Origin of the sequence: Acerihabitans sp. TG2 (assembly GCF_035013185.1) — a bacterium.
Taxonomy (GTDB): Bacteria; Pseudomonadota; Gammaproteobacteria; order Enterobacterales; family Enterobacteriaceae; genus Acerihabitans.
In genome coordinates this window covers 244,247-259,582 of record NZ_JAYGJO010000003.1, presented here as the reverse complement: position 1 = coordinate 259,582, position 15,336 = coordinate 244,247, and the positions used below count along the sequence as shown (strand labels likewise).

General features: G+C 52.1%; 17 protein-coding genes and 1 tRNA gene. 9 read left to right on the top strand and 9 right to left on the bottom strand.

What is annotated here, in order from left to right; translation table 11 throughout:
* The first annotated feature begins 27 nt into the window (after positions 1-27).
* The 6 genes from cutA (at position 28) to SJI19_RS04390 (ending at position 3,900) form a co-directional block, all read left to right on the top strand.
* Positions 28-411 carry a divalent cation tolerance protein CutA gene (cutA, locus tag SJI19_RS04415; protein WP_323477048.1) on the top strand — a complete coding sequence of 128 codons (384 nt, stop codon included), beginning with the start codon at positions 28-30 and terminating at the stop codon, positions 409-411.
* On the top strand, positions 387-2,120 hold the full coding sequence (locus tag SJI19_RS04410) for a protein-disulfide reductase DsbD (protein ID WP_323477047.1): 1,734 nt from the start codon (positions 387-389) through the stop codon (positions 2,118-2,120). Before cutA ends, SJI19_RS04410 begins: the two co-directional genes overlap by 25 nt.
* Before the next feature lie 42 nt (positions 2,121-2,162).
* The gene (gene dicD / locus SJI19_RS04405; RefSeq protein ID WP_323477046.1) at positions 2,163-2,738 is read left to right on the top strand and encodes a division control transcriptional repressor DicD; all 576 of its coding nucleotides are present in this window, start codon (positions 2,163-2,165) and stop codon (positions 2,736-2,738) included.
* Positions 2,739-2,845: 107 nt separating this feature from the next.
* Positions 2,846-2,921: transfer RNA gene (locus tag SJI19_RS04400), tRNA-Phe, on the top strand.
* A 146-nt stretch (positions 2,922-3,067) separates the two neighbouring features.
* Complete coding sequence (locus SJI19_RS04395; protein WP_323477045.1) at positions 3,068-3,454, top strand: hypothetical protein; 387 nt, start codon at positions 3,068-3,070, stop codon at positions 3,452-3,454.
* A 128-nt stretch (positions 3,455-3,582) separates the two neighbouring features.
* Positions 3,583-3,900: a phage integrase central domain-containing protein gene (locus SJI19_RS04390; RefSeq protein ID WP_416347500.1), complete on the top strand. Its 318-nt coding sequence runs from the start codon at positions 3,583-3,585 to the stop codon at positions 3,898-3,900.
* On the opposite strand, the gene SJI19_RS04385 is transcribed toward SJI19_RS04390, so the two are convergent.
* Positions 3,817-4,785 carry an AraC family transcriptional regulator gene (locus SJI19_RS04385; RefSeq protein WP_323477044.1) on the bottom strand — a complete coding sequence of 323 codons (969 nt, stop codon included), beginning with the start codon at positions 4,783-4,785 and terminating at the stop codon, positions 3,817-3,819. The two genes, SJI19_RS04390 and SJI19_RS04385, sit on opposite strands and share 84 nt — an antisense overlap.
* A 64-nt stretch (positions 4,786-4,849) precedes the next feature.
* Here SJI19_RS04385 and SJI19_RS04380 point away from each other — a divergent pair, with 64 nt between their 5' ends.
* A complete protein-coding gene (locus SJI19_RS04380) occupies positions 4,850-5,203 on the top strand; it encodes a nuclear transport factor 2 family protein (protein ID WP_323477043.1) in 354 nt (117 codons plus the stop codon).
* Positions 5,204-5,310: 107 nt separating this feature from the next.
* Here SJI19_RS04380 and SJI19_RS04375 read toward each other — a convergent pair whose 3' ends face one another.
* The 7 genes from SJI19_RS04375 to SJI19_RS04350 all read right to left on the bottom strand — a co-directional run bounded on the left by SJI19_RS04375 (position 5,311) and on the right by SJI19_RS04350 (position 11,712).
* Entirely contained in the window at positions 5,311-5,793 is a 483-nt protein-coding gene (locus tag SJI19_RS04375; protein ID WP_323477042.1) for a hypothetical protein, read from the bottom strand.
* A gap of 1,130 nt (positions 5,794-6,923) precedes the next feature.
* The gene (locus SJI19_RS24775) at positions 6,924-7,082 is read right to left on the bottom strand and encodes a helix-turn-helix domain-containing protein (RefSeq protein WP_416347496.1); all 159 of its coding nucleotides are present in this window, start codon (positions 7,080-7,082) and stop codon (positions 6,924-6,926) included.
* 446 nt (positions 7,083-7,528) lie between these two features.
* Positions 7,529-8,371, bottom strand: a complete 843-nt coding sequence (locus SJI19_RS04370) for a PLP-dependent aminotransferase family protein (RefSeq protein WP_323477041.1) — start codon at positions 8,369-8,371, stop codon at positions 7,529-7,531.
* Positions 8,289-8,717 (bottom strand): aminotransferase class I/II-fold pyridoxal phosphate-dependent enzyme, encoded by a 429-nt coding sequence (locus SJI19_RS04365; protein WP_323477040.1) that lies wholly within the window; start codon positions 8,715-8,717, stop codon positions 8,289-8,291. The genes SJI19_RS04370 and SJI19_RS04365 overlap by 83 nt, the downstream gene beginning before the upstream one ends.
* Positions 8,718-9,178: 461 nt before the next feature.
* On the bottom strand, positions 9,179-10,429 hold the full coding sequence (locus SJI19_RS04360; protein ID WP_323477039.1) for an MFS transporter: 1,251 nt from the start codon (positions 10,427-10,429) through the stop codon (positions 9,179-9,181).
* Between the two features lie 325 nt (positions 10,430-10,754).
* Complete coding sequence (locus tag SJI19_RS04355; protein ID WP_323477038.1) at positions 10,755-10,943, bottom strand: YjfB family protein; 189 nt, start codon at positions 10,941-10,943, stop codon at positions 10,755-10,757.
* A 157-nt stretch (positions 10,944-11,100) separates the two neighbouring features.
* A complete protein-coding gene (locus SJI19_RS04350; RefSeq protein ID WP_323477037.1) occupies positions 11,101-11,712 on the bottom strand; it encodes a TetR/AcrR family transcriptional regulator in 612 nt (203 codons plus the stop codon).
* A gap of 110 nt (positions 11,713-11,822) precedes the next feature.
* Between SJI19_RS04350 and SJI19_RS04345 the strand changes: the two genes are divergently transcribed.
* Positions 11,823-12,788: an alpha/beta hydrolase gene (locus SJI19_RS04345; protein ID WP_323477036.1), complete on the top strand. Its 966-nt coding sequence runs from the start codon at positions 11,823-11,825 to the stop codon at positions 12,786-12,788.
* 34 nt (positions 12,789-12,822) lie between these two features.
* On the top strand, positions 12,823-13,584 hold the full coding sequence (locus tag SJI19_RS04340; protein ID WP_323477035.1) for an SDR family oxidoreductase: 762 nt from the start codon (positions 12,823-12,825) through the stop codon (positions 13,582-13,584).
* Between the two features lie 437 nt (positions 13,585-14,021).
* Here SJI19_RS04340 and SJI19_RS04335 read toward each other — a convergent pair whose 3' ends face one another.
* The gene (locus SJI19_RS04335) at positions 14,022-15,038 is read right to left on the bottom strand and encodes a helix-turn-helix domain-containing protein (RefSeq protein WP_323477034.1); all 1,017 of its coding nucleotides are present in this window, start codon (positions 15,036-15,038) and stop codon (positions 14,022-14,024) included.
* Positions 15,039-15,336 lie beyond the last annotated feature (298 nt).

Below are 15,336 nucleotides of genomic sequence, written 5' to 3'. Positions count from 1 at the left end.
CGTTCGGCGTTATACCGCGAGGTTGTTATGGCAGCTAAATTTCCCGCAGCAAAACCAGTATCCTTACCCTCTTCCAGTGCCGGTGCGTCTGCCGAAAATGGCATTATCGTGGTGTTATGCACTGCACCTGATGTTGCCACCGCGCAAACGTTAGCCGGCACATTGTTAAACGAGAAACTTGCCGCCTGTGTCACTTTACTGCCTGCAGCGACCTCCTTTTATCTCTGGGAAGGCAAACTCGAGCAGGAAGATGAAGTGCAAATGCTGATAAAAAGCCACGTCAGGCATCAGCAGGATCTGATTGCTTGCATTAAACGACACCACCCCTATCAAACACCGGAGCTACTGGTATTACCCGTTCAGGGTGGCGATCCAGACTATCTATCATGGCTAAGCGCATCCTTACACTGATCCTTCTGGCATGGCTGGGACTCGGCCTGGCCCCTGTCCCGGCAGCCGCTGCATTGTTCGACAATTCGGCTAGCTCCACCTTTTTGCCGGTAGATCGGGCGTTCAGTTTCGATTTTTTGCAGCAAGGACCCGAGCTGCAGCTCAGTTGGCAAATACACCCCGGCTATTACCTGTATCGTCAGCAGCTCAAACTGGAAGCGGTTAACGCGACCCTTGATGACCTGTCGTTGCCACCCGGAACCGCTCATCACGACGAATTTTTTGGCGATACCCAGGTATACGCAACCCCGTTGCACCTCAATGTTCCTTTGCGTCAGGCGGGGCAAGGCGCCATGCTACGGGTCACGTATCAAGGCTGCGCCGAAGCCGGTTTTTGCTACCCACCGGAAACCAAGGAAATCCCGTTATCAGCAGTGGCCCTTGCAACAGCGCTGCCTCAGGCCGATGCAACTGACAACGGCACCGTTCACCCGGGCAACACCGGTATGCCCTTTACCCCGCTGTGGGCGTTGCTGATTGGCATCGGCATTGCGTTTACCCCCTGCGTGCTGCCAATGTATCCGCTGATTGCCAGCATTATCCTCGGTGGCGGCACCCGCGTGGTGGGCTCTGGTCGCGTGCTGGCCCTGGCGCTGGTCTACGTGCAAGGTATGGCGATAACCTACACCCTGCTTGGCATGGCGGTGGCCGCCGCCGGCCTGCAATTCCAGGCGGCGTTACAACAACCCGCGGTGCTCATTGGGCTGTCGATACTGTTTATCATGCTCGCGCTGTCCATGTTTGGTTTATTCACCCTTCAACTGCCCTCGGCCCTGCAAACCCGGCTAACGCTATGGAGTAACCAACAACGCGGCGGGTCGTTCCCTGGTGTCTTTATCATGGGCGCACTGGCCGGCCTGTTTTGCTCGCCATGTACCACCGCACCGCTGAGCGCCATTTTGCTCTATATCGCCCAAAGCGGTAATCTGGCCATTGGCGGTATCACGCTGTATCTCTATGCGCTGGGCATGGGCATTCCATTGGTGGCGGTGGCACTGTTCGGCCATCGGCTATTGCCGCGCAGCGGTCCGTGGATGCAGCTGGTCAAAGAAGGCTTTGGTTTTGTGATCCTGGCGCTACCGGTGTTCCTGCTGGAACGCATTCTGGGCGATACCTGGGGTCTGCGGCTGTGGAGCATGCTGGCGGTGGCGTTTTTAGGCTGGGCTTTCCTGCTCAGTCTGCACGGCGCGTATCGAGGCAGTCGGATAGTGCAGATTATCCTGCTGGCCACCATGTTGGTCGCCACCCGACCACTACAGGATTGGGCCTTTGCATCGCCGGACGGCACCGTTTCGGCGGCTATAGCCCAAGGCCCGGCGTTTGTCCCGATCACCCGCGTGGCGGACATCGGCGACGCCTTGCAGCGCACGCCCGATAAACCGGTGATGCTGGATCTCTACGCCGACTGGTGCGTGGCCTGTAAGGAATTTGAAAAATATACTTTTACCGCCGATAGTGTGCAACACAGCATGGGTAAACTGACGTTGTTGCAGGCGGACGTCACGCAGAATTCGCCGACGCAGAAGGCATTATTGAGCCAACTGCAGGTTCTGGGATTACCCACCATCTTGTTTTTTGACCGTCAGGGACGGGAAATTCCTGATTCACGGGTAACCGGCTTTATGAACGCCGATGCGTTTAGTGGTCATTTGCAAAAAATTATCCATTAACGACCCCAGGGAGCAGCCATAACCCGCATTGAGGAGGCATACGTGCAGCGCGAACAAGTACTTGATTATGCGTTGAACCTTTTGGAGCAAAAAGGTTTTACCCTGGTCTCATTGGAGATGCTTGCCAGCGAGCTGAAGCTTGATCAGGCCGAGTTGCAGCTATTGTGGCCAGATCGCGAGGCATTGCTTTATGATTGCCTGCACTACCATGGCGAACAGGTGGACAGTTGGCGCAGACAGTTGTTGCTGGACGATACGCTTGACCCGCAGCAGAAATTACTGGCCCGCTACCAGGTGCTCGATGAGCATGTGCGGCAGCAACGTTACCCGGGCTGTCTGTTTGTCGCAGCCTGCAGTTTCTTTCCCGCCGCAGAACATCCGATTCACCAGTTGGCCGAGCAGCAAAAACAGGCGTCCTACAACTACACGCGTGCACTGCTGGCCCAGTTGGACGCCGACGATCCTACCATGGTGGCCCAGCAGATGGAGTTGATACTGGAAGGCTGTCTCAGCAGGCTGCTGGTGAAACACCAACTGCAGGATGTCGCGGTGGCACGCCGCCTGGCAGAGGACATTCTGCGGTTGTCCCTGTGTCGCAAAAACGGCGCATTAACCTAAGGAAAAGCGCGTTTTGCCTGAAAAGACAGCAATTGAGTGGGGTTTCGCATATTTCGCGGATAAATCCATTGACGAAATGCGGCCAATACGGTTTAATGCGGCGCGTTGCCCGGATAGCTCAGTCGGTAGAGCAGGGGATTGAAAATCCCCGTGTCCTTGGTTCGATTCCGAGTCCGGGCACCATTTTTGAAAAAACAGATTTAAAAAAACCAGCCTAATGGCTGGTTTTTTGCTTTCTGGCGTACGGACTCTCCATCGAACCGGGTTCGATGAATGAAGTGCCCCTCACATGGCTCTAGGCTGCATATCGCTATTGCGAAATGTGATAAATGTCAATAAGTTGTATAACCTGTCTAGCAGTTGATAAGTTAGTTTCACTGGTTAATACGCAGCGTTATGTACGCCACTGTGATATCTGGGATCTACGCTGGCTGAAGCAGCAGGGAGCGATGGTACGTACTGACTGGGTACGCAATAAAGTGGCCGATTATTCCATTGACGATTACCCAGAAAAACTGACTACTATGCTGGGGCGCCTATCAGATATCATTAAAGGCGATGCTTTCCGTAACGAAATGGCGCGCTTTATCCCTCAGGACGTGCAGGAACGCACGCTGCATAAAGAGAAGTTCTTCGTGTTTTTAACGGCGGAAATCACTGGATTATTGCAGCAGGTACAACGGGATTTTCAGAGTAATTCTGCGCCAGAGTTTTGAAAATCATGACAGGGAAAGGCGACGATACTCAAAGGAATCGAACCAGCGTATCGAACCGAGAATGTTTTTAAACAATCAAACCCATTATTTTGATTTAAAATGTAGAAGAAACCCGCACCGTTAAACACATCGCCACTTCATGGCACACCAGCAGTCTCAGGCTCTGGTCGGAGAACCATGCGGATAAAATGCTGACTTGCCTGAAGCGCTATGCCTTCTTTGACATTGGCTCAATGGACATCGGGGAGATCGAAACACAGCATCTGACGCAGCCAATCAAATGTATTGAGGACATGAATAAAGACAAAAGCCCGGTGTTTATCCGTTTGGCGCTGGGGCTCAATCTGCATGTTTTTCTGTGCTCAAGCGAGTGGCGCTTCGCCGTCACGGAACTGCTTGGGGGAACAGCCGACGATGCGGCTGAACGCCGAGCTGAAGGCGCTTGAGGACTGAAATCCGACCTGTAGGGCAATCTCACCTATCGTGGATGCACTCGACCGCAGCGCATCCTTCGCAAGTGCCATCCTCCACTGCTGCAGGTACTCGATGACGCCGATCCCCATGATGGCGCTGAACCGATGGGCGAAGCCGGATCGCGAAAGGGCGCAGAGGCGTGCCAGCGTATTCACGGACCATGGATGCGACGGTTTCTCGTGTATTGAGGTGATAGCGAGCGCCACCTTGGGGTCGGCCAGTCCTGCAAGCAGCCCGGTCTGCTGTGGATCCATATCGAACGCAACCCTTCGCAGCGCTTCGAGCAATATCAGTTCCATGAGGCGCCCGACGAAAAATTGGCTCCCCAAGTGTTGAGACCGGCTTTCCTCCTCATTCATCGTGAGTAGCGCCTTCAGATGTCCTGAGGATCGTGGCTCACCCGCATTCAACATGATGACGTGAGGAAGCATGCCCATCAGGAGCGCCTCGTTGGCAATGTCGAAGACGAACCGTCCACCGCGCACAACTGTGGGCTTTCCTGTCACGTCACCATCGCCGAGGCTCATGTGTAAGAGTCCGGTTGCTGCGATAATGTCATCGCTGTCGACCGGTGACGCACTGTGATCTGAGGCCAGGGTAAAGGGTGTGGATGTCCGCACGAAGGCGAAGTCATGTTCCCGCAGTAGGAGCGGATCGGCATCGGGCCGCAGAAGAGTGCATTCGCCGCGCTCGACCCAGCAGAACAACAGGTCGTCGCGCTGGCGAAAACTCACGCCCCATCGCCCATGTGCATCAATGCGAGCCCACAGCGTCGTTTTCGGTCGAAGCAGACGGATCAACCCTGAAAGAGGATCGCCTTGATATTGGACGATTGATAAACGATTTTGGTCTTTCAATTATCGACTGTGCTCCGACAAACGCCTAGTGTAGTTAAACCAAAATAGCGCAACGGAGTTTATCATGACAGTGAATATTCAAGAGCTTTGGGCAACGTATTCCAACGCCTGGCGCGAGGTCTCTTCGCAAGAGCGTGGCCGCCTTCTTAAGTCAAGTGTTGCCGATGACGTCACATTCACAGCACCGGGCACGAGCGGTCGTGGCGTCGCAGACCTGATAAGCATGCTGGAGGAATTCCAGCGCACCTATCCAGGAGCGTACTTCGATACGACCGTTCTGATCGTTCAGAACAACCAGTTGCTTGCAACCTGGTCGATGCTCGACCGGACCGGCGCGGTGATCCTCAACGGCAACAGCTACGCCCGATGGGGTGAAGGGGAACGTATCGTCCATCTGGCCGGCTTCTGGCAGCCTTGATGCAATCGTCGACATAATGATGCGCTACTCGTGCGGCGGCGTACGCGGCCGCCAGCACAACGTCAGTACGATTTAAAGAAACCAGCCTCACGGCTGGTTTTTGGCTTTTAGGGCATGGCGTATTCCTGAACCCTATTTAATTCCTCTATAAATTTCACCCCCTGCGCGGTACGTACCCAGCGCGGTGCCCGGAGTTCCTCAGTGAAATACACCACCAAATCGAACAGTAACCCGGCAAGAATGGGCTCCATCTCTGGCGATAATGTCCCTTCCGACAACAACTGCGCCAGAGTCTGGCTGTACCCGCAGAGCAGATCGGCATCGGGCTCAAAGCAAGGTGAAGTCATGGGCCGCTCATCCACGGTCAGGCTGTCAATCAGATGAGGCGGGATGGGGTCGTCCAAGGTGGGGAGCAACTGTGCCAAGCAATCGGTAAGCCGAAGGCAGAGTGCTTGGCGCTGCGCCGGATCGTCGCTTTGTAGCAACGCGTCGGCCAGATTTTCACAATGGCCGGCCAGAACGGTGAAATCGGTGGTTGAATCGAATGGGATGGACAGTAATGCGTGAGTATAAGTGGGGATAGTAGCCATAGGCAGCCTCCAGTGAGTAAACAAAAAAGACGCAGACGCGCCATATGTCGTCAGTGAAGTTATGCAGGAGGCTAATCCCGGCGCTTGATTTTGCAAGCGCAGCTAAAAAATACCGTTAACGACAACGCGTTGCAAGGGTTTTTACCACAGTAAACATGGCGTAACGCTAATCTGGAATGCGTCTTGCAAAAACATGCGGGCACGCATGTGATCATGACGTATCCGTTCGGCAGCGAAGGATGCTATGTGTCGGTTTTCTGGCGTTATGCGTGGCGTAATGTTCAGTTCTTCATCCCACGCAAATGTAGCCGATAAGCATTTGGCGTTCAGTCACGGGCGTCAGTCATGTTGCACGGAGGAACTCATTTTGCCGGTGCAACGGCTTTACACTCCGGTGAAAGGCGTTTCATATCGTGTCCCCATGACCTCATTAGAATTTTTGATGGGGGTGACATGTATGCTGACACTAGGGGGTGTTGAGCGCCAATCAGATTTATTCTGAGGATTGTCCACAATAGATGTCCGTCTGTTGATAGATGGGCATCTACGTTATCTGCTCATATCAATTTTGGGCAGACGGTCCGAGGTGGACGCTTACAGTTGTTACGCCAGTCGGTGGGTTACCATAAACAGAGCTCCTTCTAAATGAGACGGAGCTCTAACCTACCCATCCTGGGGCTCATATAAAAGACCGTGCTGGCTTTACTCTTACAGTAAATATGGCTAATCAGCTATAAAAAAAGGCTCCCAAGGGAGCCTTTTCCTTTTCTAAATCAATTAGATAAGTTTAGTCACTATCTGTCCGTTCTGCTCAGCCTGCTTTTTGGCTTGCATAAAACGCTGAATCATAGCCTGCTTCGTTTTACGAATGGCTGCATAATCGATTTGAGTTTTCATGTTCTCAGTATTCCGTTCGTATAACATAACATGCCCCCTCAATGTGTACTCTCAGGTTCTTGGATTTGGCATGAGTTTTAACAACTCTAGCATAGATCTTGTTCAGTTGTGGGGAATATGCGTGAAACGTCAAAATTTGGACAGCTTCAGCTATTCTCAGTATGATGTCGACTAGTGTACTGTAAAGGTATCTTCTTTCTAAGTGATCCTACCCAGCAATAACGGACACCGCCCTAATCGAGGTTCTTTCGTTCATCGTGTCCCGGGCTTAGCCAACCATTAGCACTGACTTCTCTCAAAACCGTCAACGCCGAACGACCCAATTGGCGGCCCAGGGCCCGATAGCGCATCCCGCATGCAAGCCCACGTGAAATCGACTCGCGCTCAAGCATCGACAGGGCCCCGGGACGGCGAGTCCTTCGCCGAGGTACCACGCCACCATGGTATAGAAGATACGAGTAAACCGTCGCGGGTAGTTTGGCAATATCTCGGGCAATGACGCTCATCGACGTCCCCTTTCGCCATAGTTGCCAGATCTGGGACTTTCTTTCCGTAGTCATGGCACAGTGAATACTGACCATTTCACACCTCCACCAATCGAATATCAATCGAATATCAATAGAGTGTTGCAGTGACCATCTGAATCCACATCTGTTAAAAATGGAGGGATTACCCTGCCATCTAAAATTGATCGTTTATTCGCAGTGCCTGAAATTATTATGACGTATTCTAATGCTGCATTATAAATAAAACACAGATACAATTAACGTCGCAAAAAGCAACACTGTACTTTTTTATAAAAAACCATTAACTGTAAGGCCAATGGCTATTTATTAAATTATTTTAATTTTTTCAAAGCTCGGGCAATTCTTATTGCCGCTTCCTGCGCATTATCTGCCGTAAGCATGGAATAGGATAATCGCAATGAGTTCTTTTGCGGATTGTGCGCGAAAAATACTTCTCCTGGTACAAAAACAACGTTTTCTTTAATACACTCCTGCAGAAGCTGTGACGCATCGATATTTTCAGCAAGGTGGCACCACAGGAACATTCCGCCAGAAGGCGTATTCCAGGTCATGTCATTGCCCATATATTCATGCAGCGCCTGCATCAGATAGTCGCGTCGATCCTTATAGGTCGCTTTCAACATCTCCACCCTTTCGTTGATCCTTCCGGACTCAAGATAATGGGCAGCAATACTCTGATTCAGCGTGGAAGTATGCAGATCCAGCGCCTGTTTGGCGATCACCGCTGCCATATGGAAATGTTCCGGTACGGCCAGCCAGCCCAGTCTTAATCCCGGAGAGAAGATTTTTGAAAAGCTGGACATGTAACAGACGTTATGATCTTTGCCAAAGAGGCTTTGTGCTATAGAAAATATTGAAGGGACCGGGCTGCCGCTGAATCGCAGATGCCCATAAGGATCATCTTCTATAATAACAACCTGATACTGTTGTGATAGTTTAGCAATTTCAATGCGATGTTCGTAACTGATTGTATTACCGGTGGGATTGGCAAAGTTTGGCGTCAGGTAAACCATTTTTACCCCACCTGCGGCCATCTCTTTTTTTAGCAGGCCCAGATCAATGCCTTCTGAATTATATTCTAGCTCGACTACGCTGGCATCGGTATAGCCAAAAAGCTGCAGCGCAGGCAGCCAGATAGGTTGGGCGTTCGACAAATACTTTATCGCCCTTTTCAAGGAAAATGCGACTCAAAAGATCGATAGCCTGTTGCGACCCGTTAGTAATAATAATGCTTTTTGCATCAATATCCAGATTATGCGCCCTGTTCCAGCGAGAAAGCTGCTCGCGCAGATGTTCCTCTCCCTCAGTAACGCTATACTGGAATAAATTCCTGTGCTCGCGGGATAAAATATCCCTGAGAATAGTATCAATACCTTCCACATCGATAAGATCTGTTGCGGGTATGCCGCCAGCAAGCGATATAACACCGGGGATTTTGCTGAATTTCAGCGATTCCCTGACTGCGGAAGATTTGATACCAGCGGACTTTTTAGAAAGCATGGCTAACTCCCAATGTAAATTATATTTTTAATTACCGTTTTATCTTACTGTTAAATTTCTGTAACTACAATAATGTGATAGCCATAACGGCGCTGTAATCCTTATTTTTTCAAAAAGGCAGGAAAGCCACCTACAACAAAGCAGGCGGCTTTTTTATGTTTTGCAACGGCTGGCATAAAGCTTAAATGCACTGGTTAGTTCAAACCTTATTTATAAAAACAAGGTTTTTGACGATAACAACTGGGTATAGATTTTATCTTCTCTTCGCTCAGTCGGGTGTAGCTGATAATATTAATTTCTTCCGAAATTCTGGTAAAAATGCCTGCCAGTCCCAGAATAATTTCGTCCCATTTGTCCGATTCAAAGTAAGCATCAACTCTTGGCCATATTGACGCGTACCGGTCTTCTATAGTCTATAACCTTGGTTTATACCCCGTAGTGTGTTGCGTTTTTGAGCATTATCATGAGGGGTTCGCCGCCTTGTGCGGCTTAACCTGTGAGGAATTATCGAGCTGTCTAATCGCAGGGACCAGGCTGGCGCCTAAAGTGGCGATGACTACTGCCATCGCTGAAACCAAAAGCACATGACTACTACCATAAGCTATTGCCAGCGGTCCGGCGACCAGTTCACCGAAGGGAATGGCCACAAACGAACCCACCGCATCATAGGCGTATACGCGAGCCAGTTTTTCCTGCGGAATATGAGTTTGTAGCGAATGAGACCAGGACACGCCGAAGAGGCCAAACGTAACGCCAGCAATAAAAAAAGCGGCAATAAGCCACGATGCCGAAACAAGCTGACTAAGCATAAAAATTGGCACTGCGCAAAGTGCAACCAGCATTACACCAATAAATAGATCGCGGCGTGGACGCCATCTCAGGGCGAGGAACGAACCTGCGATCAGGCCAACACTTTGCGCAGCAACAATAATCCCCCAATGGGTTCGCCCAAAAGAGGCATCAGCAATTACAGGGCCGAGTACCATCACCACGCCACTAAATGCAGCATTGATAATGGTAAACTGGACGACAATCGACCATACCCAAGCTCGGCTGGCGAATTCTTTCCACCCTTCTTTTAAGTCCTGCAGGATATTACCTGGTGATGGACATGCTGTGATTGACGTAACGCGAATGAAGAGGTAAAGCGGCGCAGAGACTGCGAAGCCCATCGCATCAATTGCCAGCCCCCAACCTGGTCCGAAAGAACTGGTCAGGATCCCACCTAGCGAAGCACCGATCACCGTACCACTATAAATACCGAGCTGGATTAATGCGTTGGCTTCACGCAAATTTTGCGCGGGAACAGTCTGGGGAACCAGCGCAGAGGATGCAGGTAATGCGATGCCGGCTGCCGCTCCATTCAGGGCGCCGAGTAATGCCAGACTCATCACCGTTGCTGAACCATCCAGCACAGACCATGCGACTATAGCTTGCGAAACTGCCGCAATAACTGAGGAGGAGACTAACACCCGGCTACGAGAGTAACGGTCCGCTAATACGCCACCGATCAACAAGAATGCAACATTAAAGATGGAACGGGACGCAACGACAATACCTAAGTCAGAAACAGACCCGCCAATATCAAGTACAGCAAACGCCAGTGCAATCGGTGCAATACCATTACCCAGAACGGTAAGCAGGCGCGCAAAAAACAGGTGACGAAAGGGGGTGAAGTGAAAAACGCGAACTTTTTTATTATCCGTATTCATTGTGACAATGGCTTCTGGGTTAGAGGTTCTACTTTAGAATACCTGCGTTTCAATAATACTTGAGCATAAGCTGGCGCTTGCACAAAATCATGCAGTTTCGATGCAGACGGACATAACGTCCGTGTCATGCCCTTAGTCGTCGATTTTCCTCACTGTGGGCGGTTTGGCGCCAGGGTCAGGAGCGCAAAGCGGGGAGACAAAATACCAGCGTGTGTTAATCAATGAGGAACAGATCACATTGCTGCAAACCGGGGAAATATATTGCTCCCCTGAGAAGGGAGCAGGTTATTAGATCGGCAAGCAAATCAGCGCATCACTTTGCCGTTCAGGCGGTGGTATTGATATTCCGTCCGATCGCCGGGTTAGCCGGTAACTGTGGGATTGATTCGATGATACTGGCTGCCGTGGACTGCTGGTTATCCAGTGTCTTTTTTAGCAGTAGGGTGTTCACCTGATTACTGAGATCCTGGCTATTAAGACTGGTTGCCAGTGACACAATTTGCGATACATCCATTTTTGCTCTCCCGTTCAATATACCAAAAAGGAACTGATTACGGTTTGGAACCGAGCTTTAAATGTTTATCGGCATTTTCGGGAACAACTTTAGCGGTAAATGGTGCCGTTTTCGCTCTAATATGTAACGACATTCAGATCATCGTAGGCGGCAGTCGTCATGAAGATAGCGGAGATTGCCATGGTCTGAGGGCGTTATCGATCAGGTCTTGCCCGTATTGTTCCGTCAAGGGTGCAAACCGCAGCAGCAACCGATAATAAACAGGGGCAAAAATGGCGTCGACGAGCAATTCCGCGTTGACATGCGCGGGAAATTCTCCGCTTACCTTGCCCCTTTCGATGTCGGCGATGGTGGAGGCGCGTCTGACACTGATGTGACGATCATAGAGTTCATGCAAAATCGACGGGTCGCTCTGACCCTCGGCGATCAGGTCAGCCATCACCTTGCCGAACGGCCCGTTAAAGGCGACGATGAGAAGGCGCATCTTGGCGCGGATCACCGCCTCCGATGTCGAGGCATGGGGCACCTCCCGCTTGGCGACGAGACGTTCGTGGAACATGGCGAAGATGAGCGCCGCCTTGGACGGCCACCACTTGTAGAGGGTTGGTTTTCCTACGCCCGCACGCTTGGCGATGGCCTCCATAGTCAGGTCGCGTACCGAGCGTTCCTGCAACAGCGTATAGACCGCATCGATAATCGCGGCATGGGAGTCGGCTGCGTTGTTGCGCGGGCGGCCGGGCCGCTTTTGTGTCGTCGGCGATGCGTTCATGCGACTTATCTTAACGGAACGGAACCTAAATTGACAGCCATTGTGGTTTAATATAGGATACGAAACGTAACGTAAATTATATTTATTTCACCACGACGGGACTGACCAACATGCAAACAGCTGCCCAATCATCGGCCCGCAACCCCGCAATTGTTGAGCATCCGCTCACGCCCGAAGACCAAAACGCCATCGCTGCCCTGCGCGCGATAGTCGAACCCAATAAGGGGACGCTCGAAGGGATTTCTGCGCGCAGCCCCTTCGATGCGATCATGGAGCGCGTTGCGCCGGCTGAGGGCGTGGCATACCGCCCTGACGTTATTGGCGGCATATCCGGTTGGTGGTGCCTGCCCAATGAGGCGCAACCGCGACAGGCCATTCTCCACCTGCACGGTGGCTGGTTCAACTGGGGTTCGGCGCAAGCGTTCAGACACCTCGTCGGACATATCGCCCGGCGGGCGGGCGTCGACGCTTTTGTGCCGGACTATCGCCTTGCGCCCGAGCACCCGTTTCCGGCCGCCATCGACGACGCGCTCGCCTCTTACCACGGGCTGCTTGAGCGGGGGGTGAACCGGATCGCGTTGACCGGAGACTCGGCAGGCGGGAATCTGGCGTTGGTGCTGCTGTCACTCGCCACGGCTCAGGCATCTGCAGATCGTCCCGCTCCGGCGGGAGCCGTGGTTCTATCCCCGGTGACGGATCTGACGCTGAGCGGGAAAAGCTGGCAAACCCGGGCGGCGGCTGACCCCTATTTTACCCTGTCGCAAGCGCGCCAACTCGCCCGTTCCTACATCGGCAACCGCGATCCGTCCGAGCCCCTGATCTCGCCGCTTTACGGCACGCTCTCCGGACTGCCACCGCTGCGCGTGCATGTCGGCGATGCCGAGGTGCTGCTGGACGATTCGCTGCGTTACGTCGGGCGGGCCATCGATGCCGGGGTCGATGCCGCGGCGGAGGTGTGGAACGGCATGCCACATGGTTTTCTGGCGGGCGTGGGCCGACTGGCTGCCGCCGATCAGGCGCTAGAGGCGATGGGGACCTTCCTCTCGGCGCGGCTGGACGCCAGTCAGGTGAAGTGATCAACCACATTCACAAACAGCAAAAGAGAACATCATGCAAATCACCGACAATACGATACTCGTTACAGGGGGCAGTTCCGGCATCGGCCAGGCCCTGGCCGAGGCCCTTCATCGCCTCAACAATCAGGTCATCATCGCCGGGCGGCGGCAATCGGCGCTGGACAAAGTGACCGCCGCCAATCCCGGGATGCAGTCGACGCTGCTCGACATGGAAGATGCCGCCACATTCCCCGCCTTCGCAGCGACCATGGCGGCGCGCTTTCCGACCCTCAATGTTCTGGTCAATAATGCCGGCATCCAGCAGCCGGAAAATCTGCTGAGTCCATTGGAAAATTGGGCTGCGATGGAAGCGATGGTCACGACCAATCTGCTTGGCCCCATGCGCCTGACGAGCGTCATGTTGCCGCTTCTTCTGCGCCATAAGCTATCGACGGTGATCAATGTGACCTCCTCACTGGCCTTTGTTCCCGGCGTGGGCGTCCCGACCTACTGCGCGACGAAGGCCGCCATGCATTCCTACACCCAGTCCCTGCGGCGGCAGCTCGGGCAAACCAGCGTCAGTGTCATCGAAATCATCCCGCCTTACGTTCAGACCAATCTGGGACCGGGCCATGGGACTGACCCCCGCGCCATGCCGCTTGCCGATTTCATCACGGAGACGATGGCCATCTTGCGTGACAATCCCGAGGCGACAGAGGTCGTCGTCGAACGAAGCAAGCCGCTTCGATTCGCCGCCGAACAGGGCCGATATGACGCTATGTTCAAGGGACTGAACGAGGCTATGTGGTCGGCATAAAAACACCCTGGAGGTGCAAGCCTGTTGCATGTTCCGCAGTTCACGTCGTGTGCGGCGCGCTGGCGTTGTTGGATCACGAAGCGGTTCTGACGACGGACGATCCACGCCATCGGTGGGCTCCCGGCAGTACAACCGGTTCTGAGTTGATGGCATCGGCAACAATAATCGACTCGTTGTGGACATCTAATCCGACATACAACGTGCTATTGTTGTTCATGCTGACCTCCGTGAGGGAAATGCCGGGGTGCGGCTCATGCCCACCCATGCGGCTCTGGCAGTGATGTTAACCCGCGTTAAATACTTCACGCCAAGCCAGCACCTGTCTCACGGAAAGTCATACTGTCTTACAATGGGGTAGTGAGCCCAACCAACGAAAATTCTGACTTTTGAACCCTGACTGTGTTGCACAGCTTGAGGATCCAATTCATATAATCCTGCTACTTATGTTTAACCCGCCATTCTGATGGATTAAGACCGGTTATTTTGCGGAATTCGCGGTTAAAGTTGGATTTAGTCTGAAAACCTGACGAATACATTGCTTCGGTTACTGAATTGCCGGACTCCAGTCTGCGGCATGCCTCCGAGACACGGAATTCATTAACATATTGTGAGACATTTTTACTCCGTATTCGGTTTATCGCAACTGATATCTGCCTGGAGGGAATACACGCTCGCCGGGCAAGTCTTGAAAGCGTTAAATCAGGATCGAGGTATAACTTTTCCTTACACAGTAAACTGTCAATATGGGACATCACAGATTCATCCTGTGAGAGTTTCTGGTCCGGTGAACTGACTTTTTCTTTACTGCCGGAGGATGGAACATGATTTTTTGCCCGCGCAACGACCGGGGCTGTCAGACCAGTTAACAGGAGGCTGAGAATATTTCCACCACTTATAATGAAAGCAGCATGTTCTCCTCTGTTCCATTCAAAATTCAGCAATACAGACAGGTCAAAGAGCGCACTCATGCTGAGCGACACAGCTGCTATCAAAAGAGCACGCTGTACCGGAACAGACTCATTCAAGCGACTTTCATTCAGGCGATCAGGGCCCTGCAGGTACAAATCAATTAAAGCAGCAGCGTGCGCGATGAAAATGATTATCAGTGCTGCGTCAATCAGCTGAGATCTGATGAATAAAAGCGTAATAATCAAGGGTGGAAAGACGAAACCTACCCAGGCCGGAATTCTGTAAGTTCTCTGGTCATCAGTCAGCTTGTAAAAGCTAGCCAGTACAAGAGGTGGTATCGCTGCTGCGGTAACAGGGAGAATGTATCTCAGTTCTGTAATACCGTATCCCCATCGGAGACCTAATAAGACCGCCTGCAGAATCGTCATGCCAAGGAGAGCCAGAAAAGCGGGACTAATCCTTCGCCAGCTCAGTGTTTTCAGCAGCGCCATCAGGTTCATGAACAGCAAGAGTGCGACAACAAAAGGCAGGGGCACGTAAACCATAATAAGGACATCTCCTGATGAGCAAGCCACTGTCATGTACTGAATCGCGATCAAGAACGACCTGAAACGCGTTTCAGGTCTCATCTGACGGCTGTGAGCGTATTTAATGATGTTACCCGATTTTCCTCAATTTACGGAGTGAGGATGAAATCCTCATAGCTAATCATATGGTTAAATACGCGCGTTTATTATTCATCTTTCTTGTAATGACATGCCTCCTGGTTACCAGGATTACCAACGCAGGTAGTCAGACAGGTGTCCGTTATATATCCTTATTTTCACAAGAACGGGGACGCAA

What these genes read in the sequence shown, in the direction of transcription:
- cutA (WP_323477048.1), top strand. Translation starts at nt 28, where the DNA reads ATGGCAGCTAAATTTCCCGCAGCAAAACCAGTATCCTTACCCTCTTCC.
- SJI19_RS04410 (WP_323477047.1), top strand. Translation starts at nt 387, where the DNA reads ATGGCTAAGCGCATCCTTACACTGATCCTTCTGGCATGGCTGGGACTC.
- SJI19_RS04395 (WP_323477045.1), top strand. Translation starts at nt 3,068, where the DNA reads ATGTCAATAAGTTGTATAACCTGTCTAGCAGTTGATAAGTTAGTTTCA.
- SJI19_RS04380 (WP_323477043.1), top strand. Translation starts at nt 4,850, where the DNA reads ATGACAGTGAATATTCAAGAGCTTTGGGCAACGTATTCCAACGCCTGG.
- SJI19_RS04375 (WP_323477042.1), bottom strand. Translation starts at nt 5,793, where the DNA reads ATGGCTACTATCCCCACTTATACTCACGCATTACTGTCCATCCCATTC.
- SJI19_RS24775 (WP_416347496.1), bottom strand. Translation starts at nt 7,082, where the DNA reads ATGCTTGAGCGCGAGTCGATTTCACGTGGGCTTGCATGCGGGATGCGC.
- SJI19_RS04365 (WP_323477040.1), bottom strand. Translation starts at nt 8,717, where the DNA reads ATGCTTTCTAAAAAGTCCGCTGGTATCAAATCTTCCGCAGTCAGGGAA.
- SJI19_RS04360 (WP_323477039.1), bottom strand. Translation starts at nt 10,429, where the DNA reads ATGAATACGGATAATAAAAAAGTTCGCGTTTTTCACTTCACCCCCTTT.
- SJI19_RS04355 (WP_323477038.1), bottom strand. Translation starts at nt 10,943, where the DNA reads ATGGATGTATCGCAAATTGTGTCACTGGCAACCAGTCTTAATAGCCAG.
- SJI19_RS04350 (WP_323477037.1), bottom strand. Translation starts at nt 11,712, where the DNA reads ATGAACGCATCGCCGACGACACAAAAGCGGCCCGGCCGCCCGCGCAAC.
- SJI19_RS04345 (WP_323477036.1), top strand. Translation starts at nt 11,823, where the DNA reads ATGCAAACAGCTGCCCAATCATCGGCCCGCAACCCCGCAATTGTTGAG.
- SJI19_RS04340 (WP_323477035.1), top strand. Translation starts at nt 12,823, where the DNA reads ATGCAAATCACCGACAATACGATACTCGTTACAGGGGGCAGTTCCGGC.
- SJI19_RS04335 (WP_323477034.1), bottom strand. Translation starts at nt 15,038, where the DNA reads ATGGTTTACGTGCCCCTGCCTTTTGTTGTCGCACTCTTGCTGTTCATG.